The sequence below is a fragment of the Pseudomonas sp. GL-B-19 genome, from assembly GCF_019956415.1.
GTDB lineage: Bacteria > Pseudomonadota > Gammaproteobacteria > Pseudomonadales > Pseudomonadaceae > Aquipseudomonas.
The window spans coordinates 140562-155333 of record NZ_JAHBDK010000064.1 but is presented as its reverse complement, the minus strand read 5'-3'; the positions used below and the strand labels follow the sequence as shown (position 1 = coordinate 155333).

The window sequence follows — 14772 nt, the reverse complement described above, 5'->3', positions numbered from 1 at the left end:
CTATTTGACCTCGACCACAGTGCCCTGCAACCGCTGCAAGGCTTCGTTCACTGCTTGCGGCATGAGCTGGCGCAAGCAGTTGTAATGACCGAAACGGCACGTGCGATCGAAGCATGGGCTGCATTCGATGCCCAGGCGCACGATTTCGACGTGTTCGGCCAACGGCGGAGTGAAACCCGGCGACGTCGAGCCGTAGACCGCCACCAACGGGCGGTTCAACGCGGCAGCGACGTGCATCAGGCCGGAGTCGTTGGACACCACCGCGTCGGCGCAGGACATCAGATCAATGGCTTCGGCCAGCGAGGTGCCGCCGCTAAGGTTGACCGCCTCTTCACGCAGACCGGGAATCAGTCGCGCGCGAATGTCTTCGCCCACCGCGTGATCGTTTTTCGAGCCGAACAACCAGACTTGCCAGCCTTCGCGAATCTTCGCTTCGGCGACCTTGGCGTAATGCTCGGACGGCCAGCGCTTGGCCTCACCGAACTCCGCGCCGGGGCACAGCGCCAACACTGGACGGTCGAGGGCCAGGCCGAATTTAGCCAGCGCCGCTTCACGGGTGACCGAGTCGATTTGCAAAGTCGGGCGTGGATAAGGTGTCGGCAGTTCGGCACCGGGCTCGTACGCCAGGGCCATGAACCGCTCGATCATCAGCGGATAACGTTCTTTATCCAGCGTGCGCACGTCATTGAGCAGGCCGTAGCGGAACTCGCCACGCCAGCCAGTGCGTTTCGCAATACCGGCGAAGAACGGCACCAGCGCCGACTTCAGCGAATTGGGCAGCAAAATCGCCTGGTCGTACTGGCCGGCCAGGGATTTGCCGATGCGCCGACGGGTCGCCAGCTCCAAAGCACCGTGGCCGAGCGGAAAGCTCAAGGCCTGCCGGACTTCGGGCATGCGCTCCAGGATCGGCCGGCTCCACTCGGGGGCCAGGACGTCGATTTCGCATTGCGGGTGGCGCTGCTTGAGACACTGAAACAGTGTCTGCGCCATCACCATGTCACCGACCCAACTGGGCCCAACGATCAGAATTTTCATGTGGTTTCCAAAAACGAACCGGGGAGGCATACGCCTCCCCGCCTCGATAATTCTACAAAACACTGCAGATCTACTGTGGGAGCGAGCTTGCTCGCGATGAGGCCGTCACTCCAACATTAATGGCGACTGACACTCCGCTATCGCGAGCAAGCTCGCTCCCACAGGGTTTGTGCGCCATGCCTTAAATCTACAATCAACGCCAATCTACTGTAGGAGTGAGCCTGCTCGCGATGAGGCCGTCACATCCAACATTAATGGCGACTGACACTCCGCTATCGCGAGCAAGCTCGCTCCCACATTGGGTATTGAGTGTTGCAACTATCCTGTTTCAGCTTAGCCCCAGCTCACGCCAGATTCGCATGACCTGTCGCCGTTCATCCGCGAACTGGTCGCCTGGTATCACCCCGGCGTCCTTCTGCAAGGCCTGCCGGTGAGCGGCGGAGCGGTAGGCTTTATAGGCCTCACGCAACAGGCTGGCGTCTTCGGCGGGCATCAGCCCTTCTTGTTCCAGCTCTTCCAGAATGCGGAAATTATCAGACCAGCGCAGCAATGACGGGCACCTTTCGGACCACGCCAGGGCCGCGTATTGCACCATAAATTCAATATCGACGATACCTCCGGCGTCCTGCTTGAGATCGAACGGCGCCGTGGCTTCGAAGGCATTTGCCCCGGTCCCGGCCGCTGTACTCTTGGTGCCAAGGTTATCGCGCATCTTCGCGCGCATCTCACTGACCTCCTGGCGCAGGATCGCCAGGTCTCGCTTCTTGCCCAGTATCGCCGCGCGAACCTGCTCGAATGCCCGGCCGACATCCTCGCTGCCCACCAGCACCCGCGCCCGTACCAGCGCCTGATGCTCCCAGGTCCAGGCCTCTCCCTCCTGATAACGGGCAAATGCACCGAGCGAACTCACCAGCAACCCCGATACGCCCGAAGGTCGCAAGCGCATGTCCACTTCATACAGCTGACCGGAGTTGGTCTGGGCCGTGAGCAAGTGAATGATCCGCTGCCCGAGCCGGGTGAAAAATTGCGCGCCATCGATCGGTTTCGGTCCGTCCGTTTCTGCCAGCGGATCGCCATCGTGGATAAACACCAGATCCAGGTCCGAAACATGCCCGAGTTCCAGCCCGCCAACTTTCCCATAACCGACAATGATGAAGCCGGGATCGCACAACTTACCGTCAGTGCGCAACGGCGTGCCGTACTTGGCCACAGTCTGGCGCCAGGCCAGGGCCAACACTTGTTCAAGAATCGCTTCCGCGAGCCAGGTCAGATAATCGCTGACTTTCATCAGCGGCAGGCTGCCGGCAATTTCCGAGGCGGCGACCCGCAAGCGGTGCGCCAATTTGAAATGACGCAGGGCTTCCATCTGCTGTTCGAGGTCGTCCTCGGGAATCCGCATCAGACGTTCGCGTAATTCGGCGGTCAGTTCCGGCGCCAGGGGCGGCTTGAACAGCCGGCCTTCGTTGAGCAATTCGTCGAGCAGCAGCGGAAAACGGGTGATCTGCTCGGCGATCCACGGGCTCGCGGCGCACAAGGTCAATAAACGTCGCAGCGCGCCGGGGTTTTCGGTCAGCAGCACCAGATACGCGGATCGACGGGCCACGGCTTCAACCAGCGGCAGCACGCGCTCCAACACCAGATCGGGATTGGCATGCTCGACGGCCTGCGCCAGCAAGCGCGGAATAAAGGCATCAAGGCGCTCACGCCCCAAACGCTGCATCGCCCGAAGTTGCGGACTGCCGCGCAAACCGGCCAAGGCTTTCAGGGCCTTGGTAGCCTCCTTGAAACCAGCCTCTTCCAACTGACGGCAAGCCGCTTCTTCGTCTTGAGCTTCTTCCCACAGCGGCAACCATTCCCCGCCCACCACCACTTCGCTTTCGGTGCCTTCTTCTTCGTCTGGATCGGCGATCACCTGAGCGAAGTGCCAGGCCACGCGGCCACGCCAATACATCAGCTGCTCATGGAAAGCGTCCCAGTCGGCAAACCCCAACATAAAGGCGATGCGCGCCTGATCTTCTGCGCCATCGGGCAACATCTGGGTCTGGCGATCGGCAATCGCCTGGATCGCATGTTCGGTGTAACGCAGGAATTCGTAGCCTTCGCGCAACTCGCTAATCACCGCTGGCGGCAAGTAACCCTGACCTTCCAGCGTGTTCAGTACTTTTAATAGAGGGCGTTGTTGCAGGCTCAAGTCGCGACCGCCGTGGATCAGCTGAAAAGCCTGGGCGATGAACTCGACCTCACGAATGCCGCCGGAGCCGAGCTTGATGTTGTCGGCCATGCCTTTGCGCCGCACCTCCTGTTGGATCAACTGTTTCATGGTGCGCAGCGCTTCGATTGCCGAGAAGTCCAGGTAACGCCGGTAAACGAACGGGCGCAGCATGTCCTGCAATTGCGCGCCGGCCACTTGATCGCCCGCCACCACCCGCGACTTGATCATCGCGTAGCGTTCCCAGTCGCGGCCCTGATCCTGGTAATACTGCTCCAGCGCATTGAAGCTCAGGACCAATGCACCGGCCGAACCGTAAGGCCGCAAACGCATGTCGACGCGGAACACGAAGCCATCGACGGTCATCGGGTCCAGCGCCTTGATCAGGCGTTGGCCCAGACGAATGAAGAACTCCTGATTATCCAGCGAGCGCTTCACCCCGACGGTTTCGCCGCCCTCGGGATAGGCGAAGATCAGGTCGATGTCCGACGACAGATTGAGCTCCACGGCGCCCAGTTTGCCCATGCCGAGGACGACCATCTGCTGCGGTTCGCCACTGCGCCGGCCAGTCGGCACACCAAACTGCTGACAATGACGCGAGTACAACCACTGATAGGCCTGATCGATACTCGCATCGGCCATGTCCGAGAGGTCGCGGCAGGTCTGGACCAGGTCGGCCTGACGGGTCAAGTCGCGCCAGATGATCCGCACTTGCTGGCGGGTGCGCTGACGACGCAGGGCGCGGCCGAGTTCGTCTTCCGTTTCCGCTGCATTTACTGCCGCCGCAATCTGCCCGCACAACTCGCCGGGGGAGAAACTGCGGTCCAGTTCACCGGACTGCAGCAGCGCCAGCAACATCAAAGGGTCGCGCACACTTTGCTCAGTCACGAAGTCGCTGGCCGCAGTGACGCGGGCAAATTGTGCCCAGCGTTCAGGCGTCCAGGCCGACAGGCCATGATCGTCATCGAGTGCCGCAACGGCGGTACGGAACGACTGCTCGGCGCGGGTGACAGACGGCAGGAGAATGCCGGGCAGTTCGGCAAGCGTAGGGAGGCTCATGGTCTATCCTTGATCGGCGTGGAGACGACTGCATGTAGTGATTTGTGAAAACCCACTACCTGAAGGAGTGTCGAACAAAAGTTAGAAATAGCTGAAAATTCTTTATTTTTGGCAGCGAACATCAAGCTTTTACCTTTTGCGGTTGGTAAAAGACCAACCTTAACGATTATTCTCACAACGCAGCCGGAGGCCACAAGCCATTCATCTGTAGTTTTACTACTCGTATATACATTCGAAAGGCTGAAATGCCCGAAGATTTGTAGTAAAACTACACGCCGCCGGAACAACCTCTCGGCAATCCAAGAATTTATATCGTCTGCCCACAAGGCCAGTCGCAAACTCAGGCAACCGATTCTGGAAGCCTTTCCGCCCTGGAGCAAGCCATGCAAGACCTCGATCCCGTCGAAACCCAGGAATGGCTGGACGCCCTGGAATCGGTTCTCGACAAAGAAGGCGAAGACCGCGCTCACTATCTGATGACCCGTATGGGCGAATTGGCGACCCGCAGCGGCTCGCAACTGCCTTACGCCATCACCACGCCATACCGCAACACCATTCCCGTTACCCACGAAGCACGCATGCCTGGCGACCTGTTCATGGAACGCCGCATTCGCTCGTTGGTACGCTGGAACGCGATGGCCATGGTGATGCGTACGAACCTGAAGGATTCTGACCTGGGCGGTCACATCTCCAGCTTCGCCTCCAGCGCAACCCTGTATGACATTGGCTTCAACTATTTCTTCCAGGCCCCGACCGACGAACACGGCGGCGACCTGATCTACTTCCAGGGCCACACCTCGCCAGGCGTTTACGCCCGTGCATTCATGGAAGGCCGCATCACCGAAGACCAGATGAACAATTTCCGTCAGGAAGTTGATGGCAACGGTCTGTCGTCCTACCCGCACCCGTGGCTGATGCCTGATTTCTGGCAGTTCCCGACCGTATCCATGGGTCTGGGTCCGATCCAGGCGATCTACCAGGCACGTTTCATGAAGTACCTGGAAGCCCGTGGCTTCATTCCTGAAGGCAAGCAAAAAGTCTGGTGCTTCCTGGGCGACGGCGAGTGCGACGAGCCGGAATCCCTGGGCGCGATCTCGCTGGCTGGCCGCGAGAAGCTCGACAACCTGATCTTCGTCATCAACTGCAACCTGCAGCGCCTCGACGGCCCGGTTCGCGGCAACGGCAAGATCATCCAGGAACTCGAAGGCGTGTTCCGTGGTGCTCAGTGGAACGTGACCAAAGTCATCTGGGGCCGTTTCTGGGACCCACTGCTGGCCAAAGACGTCGACGGTATCCTGCAACGTCGCATGGACGAAGTCATCGACGGCGAGTACCAGAACTACAAAGCCAAAGACGGCGCGTTCGTGCGTGAACACTTCTTCAACTCGCCAGAACTCAAGGCGATGGTTGCCGATCTGTCCGACGACGAGATCTGGAAGCTCAACCGTGGCGGCCACGACCCGTACAAGGTCTACGCGGCGTACCACGAAGCGGTCAACCACAAAGAACAACCGACCGTCATCCTGGCCAAGACCATCAAAGGTTATGGCACCGGTGCCGGCGAAGCGAAAAACACTGCGCACAACACCAAGAAAGTCGATGTCGACAGCCTGAAGTTGTTCCGCGATCGTTTCGACATTCCGGTCAAAGACGACGAGCTGGAAAACCTGCCGTTCTTCAAGCCAGAGCCAAACAGCGCCGAAGCCCGCTACCTGAGCGAGCGTCGCACTGCACTGGGCGGTTTCGTGCCACAGCGCCGCGCGCAGAGCTTCGGCATTCCGACGCCGTCGCTGGATACCCTCAAGGCAATCCTCGATGGTTCGGGCGACCGTGAAATTTCCACCACCATGGCCTTCGTGCGAATCCTCGCGCAACTGGTCAAGGACAAGGAAATCGGCCCGCGCATCGTTCCGATCATCCCGGACGAAGCCCGTACCTTCGGTATGGAAGGCATGTTCCGTCAGTTGGGCATCTACTCGTCCGTCGGCCAGCTCTACGAGCCAGTCGATAAAGACCAGGTGATGTTCTACCGCGAAGACAAGAAAGGTCAGATTCTCGAAGAAGGCATCAACGAAGCAGGCGCCATGAGCTCCTTCATCGCCGCCGGTACTTCGTACTCCAGCCACAACCAGCCAATGCTGCCGTTCTACATCTTCTATTCGATGTTCGGCTTCCAGCGTATCGGCGACCTCGCCTGGGCCGCTGGCGACAGCCGTACCCGTGGCTTCCTGATCGGCGGCACCGCCGGCCGGACCACGCTGAACGGCGAAGGCCTGCAACACGAAGACGGTCACAGCCACATGCTGGCTGCCACCATCCCGAACTGCCGCACCTTTGATCCAACCTACGGCTACGAGCTGGCGGTGATCATCCAGGACGGCATGAAGAAGATGACCGAACAGCAGCAGGACGTTTTCTACTACATCACCGTGATGAACGAGTCTTACCAGCAGCCAGCCATGCCGGCCGGTGTGGAAGAAGGCATCATCAAGGGCATGTACCTGCTCGAAGAAGACACCCGCGAAGCGGCGCACCACGTTCAGCTGATGGGCTCCGGCACCATCCTGCGTGAAGTCCGTGAAGCAGCGAAGATTCTGCGTGAAGAGTTCAACGTCGGCGCTGACGTGTGGAGCGTTACCAGCTTCAACGAACTGCGTCGCGATGGCCTGGCCGTCGAGCGCACCAACCGTCTGCACCCGGGCCAGAAGCCTAAACTGAGCTTCGTCGAAGAGTGCCTGAACGGCCGTAAAGGTCCGGTCATTGCTTCTACCGACTACATGAAGTTGTTCGCTGAGCAAATTCGTCAGTGGGTCCCTTCCAAGGAATTCAAAGTCCTGGGCACCGACGGTTTCGGCCGTAGCGACAGCCGCAAGAAACTGCGTCATTTCTTCGAAGTTGACCGTCATTTCGTGGTGTTGGCAGCCCTGGAAGCACTGGCTGACCGTGGTGACATCGAACCTAAGGTCGTGGCTGAAGCCATCACCAAGTTCGGTATCAACCCGGAAAAACTCAACCCACTGGACTGCTGAGGAGAGATTCTGTGAGCGAACTCATTCGCGTACCTGACATCGGCAGCGGTGAAGGTGAAGTAATTGAACTGTTTGTGAAGGTCGGCGACCGTATCGAAGCCGACCAGAGCATCCTGACGCTGGAGTCGGACAAGGCGAGCATGGAAATTCCTGCGCCTAAAGCCGGCATCGTCAAAAGCCTGAAAGTGAAGCTGGGTGATCGCCTGAAAGAAGGCGACGAACTGCTCGAGCTGGAAGTCGAAGGTGCCGCTGCTGCGGCTCCGGCGGCTGCCGCTGCGCCAGCTGCAAAAGCTGAAGCAAAACCGGCTGCCGCACCTGCTGCTGCCGCGCCAGCCGCTGCGCCTGCTGCCGCTTCGGTTCAGAAAGTGCACGTGCCGGACATCGGTTCGTCGGGCAAGGCCCAGATCATCGAGATCCAGGTCAAGGTTGGTGACACCGTCGAGGCTGATCAATCCTTGATCACCCTGGAATCCGACAAGGCCAGCATGGAAATCCCTTCGCCCGCCGCTGGCGTGGTCAAGGCCATCAGCGTCAAGCTCAACGACGAAGTCGGTACCGGCGACCTGATTCTGGATCTGGAAGTGGCAGGTGCTGCTGCACCGGCTGCCGCCCCGGCCCAGGCTGCTGCTCCGGCACCCGCCGCTGCGCCTGCTCCTGCAGCAGCTCCAGCTGCTCCAGCTGCTCCAGCTGCTCCAGTGGCCGACAGCGTTCAGGACATCCACGTTCCGGACATCGGTTCGGCCGGCAAGGCCAAGATCATCGAAGTCCTGGTCAAGGTCGGCGACACCGTTGTAGCCGACCAGTCGCTGATCACCCTGGAATCCGACAAGGCGAGCATGGAAATCCCGTCGCCTGCCGCTGGCGTGGTGGAAAGCGTTTCCATCAAGCTGGATGACGAAGTCGGTACTGGCGACCTGATCCTCAAGCTGAAAGTCAAAGGCGTTGCACCTGCTGCGGCCCCGGCTCCGGCCGCTGCTGCACCGAGCGCTCCTGCCCCAGCCGCAGCGGCGCCTGCTGCTCCGGCAGCTGCCGCACCTGTTGCTGCACCGGCCAAGCCGGGCGCCAAGGTTCACGCTGGTCCGGCAGTACGCCAACTGGCCCGTGAATTCGGCGTCGAGCTGAACGCCGTCGGCGCCAGTGGCCCGCACGGTCGCATCCTCAAAGAAGACGTGCAGGTTTACGTCAAAGCGATGATGCAGAAAGCCAAGGAAGCACCAGCCGCTGCTGCTGGCGTAACCGGCGGCGCGGGCATCCCGCCAATTCCGGTTGTCGACTTCAGCCGCTTCGGTGAAACCGAAGAAGTGCCGATGACTCGCCTGATGCAAATCGGCGCGTCGAGCCTGCATCGCAGCTGGCTGAACATTCCACACGTGACTCAGTTCGATTCGGCTGATATCACCGAGCTGGAAGCGTTCCGCGTTGCTCAGAAAGCCGTTGCAGAGAAGGCTGGCGTCAAGCTGACCATCCTGCCGCTGCTGCTCAAGTCCTGCGCGCACTTGCTCAAGGAACTGCCGGACTTCAACAGTTCGCTGGCACCAAGCGGCAAAGCGATCATCCGCAAGAAGTACGTAAACATCGGCTTCGCCGTCGACACCCCTGAAGGCCTGCTGGTACCGGTCATCAAGAACGTCGACCAGAAAAGCCTGTTGCAACTGGCAGCCGAAGCTGCTGCGCTGGCCGCCAAGGCCCGCGACAAAAAGCTCACCGCTGACGACATGCAAGGCGCCTGCTTCACCATTTCCAGCCTCGGCCACATTGGCGGCACCGGCTTCACGCCGATCGTCAACGCGCCGGAAGTGGCGATCCTCGGTGTTTCCAAGGCAACCATCCAGCCAGTCTGGGACGGCAAAGCCTTCCAGCCGAAGCTGATGCTGCCGCTTTCGCTGTCCTACGATCACCGTGTGATCAACGGCGCCGCTGCTGCACGTTTCACTCAGCGTCTGAGCAGCCTGCTGGCAGACATCCGCACCATCCTGCTGTAACACCGACCGGCCCTCCCTAAACGGAGGGCCGTTCGCGTTCCACGTTTTCCGAGCGCCACGCTCGTACCTCAACCCCGCCAATTTGGCGGGGCTTTTTTTGCCTTGGATAAAACTTCTTCCTACATTCGCGGCTGACATCGGCCACAACTCAAGTCCACTTCCTCCCGATATTTTTTGCGAGCCAATAACTACGCTTAGTCCGACTGATATTTAATAAAACTGCATCAGTCACTTTTTGCTTAGTTAGCACTTACTTCGAATGGATTCGAACATGTTCAAACCGACTGTCGGCCCGATTATTGGCCACACTACAACTAACCACGCGCGCATCTTTCTACGAGGCGAACTTCAAGACAATTCTTTGGTATTTGCAGGTATTCGTTATCGGCGCTTGGGTGAAGAGCGTTGGTCCCGAGGCGCGTTTGTAAAACTGACGGTCTTGCGCGACATGTCCGATGTGATTGTGCTCAATGAGCTGTCCAGCGACACCGAGTACGAATACCAGGCCGGCTGGTTCAGCCCGATGAGCCCGGTGCATACCGTGGAGACGGTGCAGGAACTGCCGCTGCAATGGCCACGGGAGATTTACCGGTTCCGCACCCGTTCCAGCAAGACCACCACGCCACGGGCGTACATAGTCGGTTCGTGCCGCTACCTGCGCATGACGGCAGGCATACCAGCGTCACCGCAACGGGGTGACCGGATTTTTGCTTCGATCTCCGATCTGGCGCAGCAGGCAGACCCGCCTGTCAGCGCGATGCTGATGACCGGTGACCAAATCTATGTCGATGACCTGAACCTCATCGCTCCCGACCGGGAATACAAGGAAATACTCAGCAAATATCGCGCAGCTTTTTCCCAGCCGAACATCACAAAATTAATGTCTAACCTGTCGACTTACATGATCCTCGACGACCATGAAATAGAAGACAACTGGCCAGCCAATGAAAGCAAGGTCGATGCTTATTTATACAAAAACGCCATCGCGGCCTATGAGCTATATCAAGCCAGCCACAGTCCGGCGCATGAACTTCTAGTCAACGGACAAATCAGCAGAAAACTTGAACAGTATTGGTATCAGTTCGCCGAAGGCGATATTGAATGGTTTGTCACCGATAGCCGCACTCGACGCAACCTGTCGGCCAATGATCGCCGCATCCTCGATGAAGAGCAGGAACAGGCACTGCTCAATTGGCTGATCCACAGCGAGGCAAGGGTCAAATTCGTGGTCACCAGCGTGATGTTCTACCCTGACCGCAAACTCCATGGCGATGACGCCTGGAAAGCCTTCCCGGAACAACGCCTACGGTTGCTGGAAACGATTCGAACGCAGCGCATCAAGAATGTTGTCTTCATTTCCGGCGACGTCCACGGCTCCCTGACCAGCCGCCTGACCCACAGCGAAGACCCGGACTTCGAGGTGCACACCATCGTCTCCTCGCCACTGTGCAACAGCAAACTGCTGCCGTATGCCAAGGCCTCCACGTTCGTCCTGGATCAGGCGTTGGCGCAAACGGCTGCGGGGGACTACCGTCATGAACTGACCAGCCAGGTGGTCAGCGAAGACAATTTTGCCCATCTGGTCGTTGATAGGGAGCAAATTCGGGTCAATTACCACGACCGGGGGGGCACGCCATTACAAGCGATCAACATCCCGCTGTACTAAGGCGAAGAAGGCCAAATGCATTGGTTTTTAGCCGGAGCTGGAGAAAACTTCACGCCTGCCGACATATTCTTATAGCACTTGGCCTTCATGTCTCTTGTCAGTCGGGGCCGCAATGATGCAACCTTGCCGCAGACAACAGATAAGAGGGCGAGAGCCCGGCGCGATCAGCACATTCGAAGCGAGTTCCCCTCAATGAAAAGCCAACCCGATGCCGCCAGCCGTATGGTGGCCGAGGTAGTGACGCAGTTGCCTGTGCCCTCGCGGCTCGGCATGCTGCGTTTCGAACGGCTGAATGAACCTAGCTGGGCGCTACTGTTTCTGGATCCTAATTGCGAACGTCATTTCGGTCTGCCGGCCGTAGACCTGTGTGCGCTGGTCGACTCTCCCTACGCCAGCCTGATGGAGCCCGAAGCGCGCTATCAGCTGCATGACGCGGTCCAGCAGCAACTTACCGACAGTCCGAACTACCAGATCCGCTACACCTTGCACACCGCCTCCGGCGCCTTGAACCTGCTGGAACTGGGCGAAGCCTATAAACAGCACAATCGGCACCTATTGCGCGGCTATCTGCTGGTGGTCGACGACCTACTGGAAAGCAATCAGCTATTGCCCGACCTGGAATCCCAGAACTCGCGCCTGCAAATCGCCCTGGAACTCAATCAGCTTGCCCAGCAGGTACAACTGCAGCATCTGGACCGGGTGCGCGCCCAGCAGGACCTGATCTTGTTGCTGACTCGCCAGCGCTACAGCAGCAACAATTCCCTGCAAGAAGCCGCCGAACTGATCACCCGTAGCGCCTGCGATATCTACGAAATTGACTGTGCCAGCCTGTGGAACCTCGAAGGTTCGATGCTGGTGCCGATTTCGGCCTATCACCGCGCCTGCGAGGAATACCGGCTGCCGGAGCCGATCGACGTCAGCAGCTTCCCTGATTACCTCGAAGCCTTGCACAGCAGCCGCGCCATCGACGCCCACAACGCCATGCGTGACCCGCGCACCCGGCACATGGCCGAGAGCCTGCGCCCACGCGATGTGAACGCGATGCTCGACGCCAGCATCCGCGTCGACGGTCAAGTGGTCGGCGTGCTATGCCTGGAACAGACCGGTGCGACCCGCGCCTGGCAGTCGGACGAAATCGCGTTTGCCGGCGAGCTGGCGGATCAGTTCGCCCAGGTCATCAACAACCACAACCGCCGCACCGCCACCAGCGCCCTGCACTTGTTCCAGCGCGCGGTCGAGCAAAGCGCCAACGCCTTTTTGCTGGTCAATTGCGACGGCGTGGTGGAATACGTCAACCCAAGCTTCACCGCGATCACCCAGTACAGCACCGAAGAAGTCCACGGCCAGCGGCTATCGGAACTGCCAGCACTGGAGAACCTCAGCGAACTGCTGTTCGACGCGCCCTCGGCGCTGGCCAAAAGCAACAGCTGGCAGGGCGAGTTCAAGAGCCGACGCAAAAACCTCGAACCCTACTGGGGGCAGCTGTCGATCTCCAAGGTGTACGGCGATAACCGCGAGTTGACGCATTACATCGGCATTTATGAAGACATCACCCAGACCAAACTCGCCCAGCAGCGCATCGAGCGCCTGGCCTACACCGATAACCTGACCAACCTCGGCAACCGCCCGGCGTTCATCCGCAACCTCGACGAACGCTTCGCCCGAGACACAGACACCCCGATCATCTTGCTGCTGGTGGACATCGACAACTTCAAGCGGATCAACGACAGCCTCGGCCACCAGACCGGCGACAAACTGCTGATCAGCCTGGCCCGACGCCTGCGCAACAGCCTGAGTCCGGGCGGCAGCCTGGCACGCTTCGCCAGTAACGAATTCGCCGTGCTGCTGGACAACACTGACCTGCGTACCGGCCAACAGGTCGCCCACCAGTTGTTGATGACCCTCGACAAGCCGATGTTCGTCGACAACCAACTGATCAGCGTCACCGGCTCCGTGGGCCTGGCCTGCGCGCCGCTGCACGGTCGTGATCCGCAAACCTTGATGCGCAACGCCGGTCTGGCGCTGCACAAGGCCAAGGCCAACGGCAAGCATCAGGTCCAGGTGTTCACAGAAGCGTTGAATGCCGAGGCCAGCTACAAGCTGTTCGTCGAGAACAACCTGCGCCGCGCACTTACCCAGAACGAGCTGGACGTGTTCTATCAGCCCAAGCTCTGCCTGCGTAGCGGCCGCCTGCTGGGGATGGAAGCGCTGCTGCGCTGGAACCATCCCGACAAAGGCATGATCCGTCCGGACCAGTTCATCAGCGTCGCCGAAGAAACCGGCCTGATCATCCCCATCGGCAAGTGGATCGCCCGCCAGGCCTGCCGCATGAGCAAAACACTGAGCGCCGCCGGCCTGGGCGATCTTCAAGTCGCGATCAACCTGTCGCCCAAGCAGTTCTCCGATCCGGATCTGGTGTCGTCCATCGCCAACATCCTTAAGGAAGAAGCGCTGCCGGCCCACTTGCTGGAACTTGAACTCACCGAAGGCCTGCTGCTGGAAGCCACCGAAGACACCCACTTGCAGCTCGACCAGCTCAAGCGTCTGGGCCTGACGCTGGCAATGGATGACTTTGGTACCGGTTACTCGTCACTCAGCTATTTGAAAAAATTCCCGATCGACATCATCAAAATCGACCGAAGTTTCATCCACGAAATCCCCGACAATCAGGACGACATGGAAATCACCTCCGCGGTGATCGCCATGGCCCACAACCTGAAACTCAAGGTCGTGGCTGAAGGCATCGAAACGGCCGAGCAGCTTGCGTTCTTGCGGCGCCACCGCTGTGACGTCGGCCAGGGCTACCTGTTCGACCGGCCGATTCCCGGCGCCGAGCTGATCGAAAAGCTCAAGCGCTATCCGCGTGGCCCGTTCGCCTGACAGCACCCCCAAAATTCCTGTGGAACACACTCCCCCCTGTGGGAGCGAGCCTGCTCGCGATAGCGGTGTATCAGTGACGTGGATTTTAACTGACACACCGCTATCGCGAGCAGGCTCACTCCCACAGGGGTAGTGCGTAACCGGGCGGCATTGGGCAAACTGGCGGTCTGATTTCAACATCCCAACCTGACTGAGAGGACTGATCATGGTCTTGCGCTCGGAAATCCTGGTGAACAAAAACGTGCTTCCAACAAAAGAACAAGCTCTGCCTGGCCGCGAAACACCAATGAAGCTGCCGGAAAAACATTTCGTCCACGACTCCCCGCTGCTGGGCCCGTTCCTCACCAATGTCGACTTCGCAATCTTCGGCCTGGGTTGTTTCTGGGGCGCGGAACGCCGCTTCTGGCAGCGTGAAGGCGTGGTCAGCACGGTCGTGGGTTACGCCGGCGGTTTCACACCGAACCCGACCTATGAAGAAGTCTGCTCAGGCCTGACCGGCCACAGCGAAGTGGTGCTCGTGGTCTACGAGCCGGAAAAAGTCAGCTACGACGAGCTGCTGAAGATGTTCTGGGAACTGCACAACCCGACTCAGGGCATGCGCCAGGGCAACGATATCGGTACTCAGTACCGTTCGGTGATCTACGCCACCAGCCCGGAGCAACTGGACGCCGCGCTCAAGAGCAAAGCAGTGTTTCAGGCCGAACTGACCAAGGCCGGCCAAGGCGAAATCACCACCGAAATCGACCAAGCCCCGACGGTCTACTTCGCCGAGGCCTATCACCAGCAGTACCTGGCCAAGAACCCTGAAGGGTATTGCGGGATTGGCGGCACAGGCGTGACCTGCCCGATCTGATTTTTCGGGCCCCTGATCGTTCCCACGCTCTGCGTGGGAATGCCTCAATGGACGCTCCG

8 protein-coding genes are annotated in these 14772 nt (G+C 59.4%); 5 read left to right on the top strand and 3 right to left on the bottom strand.

What is annotated here, in order from left to right:
- The 3 genes from waaF to KGB06_RS23670 form a co-directional block, all read right to left on the bottom strand.
- Positions 1–1035, bottom strand: a complete 1035-nt coding sequence (waaF, locus tag KGB06_RS23680) for a lipopolysaccharide heptosyltransferase II (RefSeq protein ID WP_223520060.1) — start codon at positions 1033–1035, stop codon at positions 1–3.
- Positions 1036–1363: 328 nt separating this feature from the next.
- Positions 1364–4303, bottom strand: coding sequence for a bifunctional [glutamate--ammonia ligase]-adenylyl-L-tyrosine phosphorylase/[glutamate--ammonia-ligase] adenylyltransferase (gene glnE / locus KGB06_RS23675; RefSeq protein WP_223520058.1), 2940 nt, complete (start codon positions 4301–4303; stop codon positions 1364–1366).
- The gene (locus tag KGB06_RS23670) at positions 4300–4692 is read right to left on the bottom strand and encodes a hypothetical protein (RefSeq protein ID WP_223520057.1); all 393 of its coding nucleotides are present in this window, start codon (positions 4690–4692) and stop codon (positions 4300–4302) included. The genes glnE and KGB06_RS23670 overlap by 4 nt, the downstream gene beginning before the upstream one ends.
- Between KGB06_RS23670 and aceE the strand changes: the two genes are divergently transcribed.
- From aceE to msrA, 5 genes are all read left to right on the top strand, one after another.
- Complete coding sequence (gene aceE, locus KGB06_RS23665; protein WP_223520055.1) at positions 4687–7332, top strand: pyruvate dehydrogenase (acetyl-transferring), homodimeric type; 2646 nt, start codon at positions 4687–4689, stop codon at positions 7330–7332. The genes KGB06_RS23670 and aceE overlap by 6 nt on opposite strands.
- Before the next feature lie 11 nt (positions 7333–7343).
- A complete protein-coding gene (gene aceF, locus KGB06_RS23660) occupies positions 7344–9314 on the top strand; it encodes a dihydrolipoyllysine-residue acetyltransferase (RefSeq protein ID WP_223520053.1) in 1971 nt (656 codons plus the stop codon).
- A gap of 271 nt (positions 9315–9585) precedes the next feature.
- Positions 9586–10980: an alkaline phosphatase D family protein gene (locus KGB06_RS23655; protein WP_223520051.1), complete on the top strand. Its 1395-nt coding sequence runs from the start codon at positions 9586–9588 to the stop codon at positions 10978–10980.
- A gap of 192 nt (positions 10981–11172) precedes the next feature.
- Positions 11173–13860, top strand: a complete 2688-nt coding sequence (locus tag KGB06_RS23650) for a putative bifunctional diguanylate cyclase/phosphodiesterase (RefSeq protein ID WP_223520049.1) — start codon at positions 11173–11175, stop codon at positions 13858–13860.
- 205 nt (positions 13861–14065) lie between these two features.
- Positions 14066–14713: a peptide-methionine (S)-S-oxide reductase MsrA gene (gene msrA, locus KGB06_RS23645; RefSeq protein WP_223520047.1), complete on the top strand. Its 648-nt coding sequence runs from the start codon at positions 14066–14068 to the stop codon at positions 14711–14713.
- Positions 14714–14772: the final 59 nt, after the last annotated feature.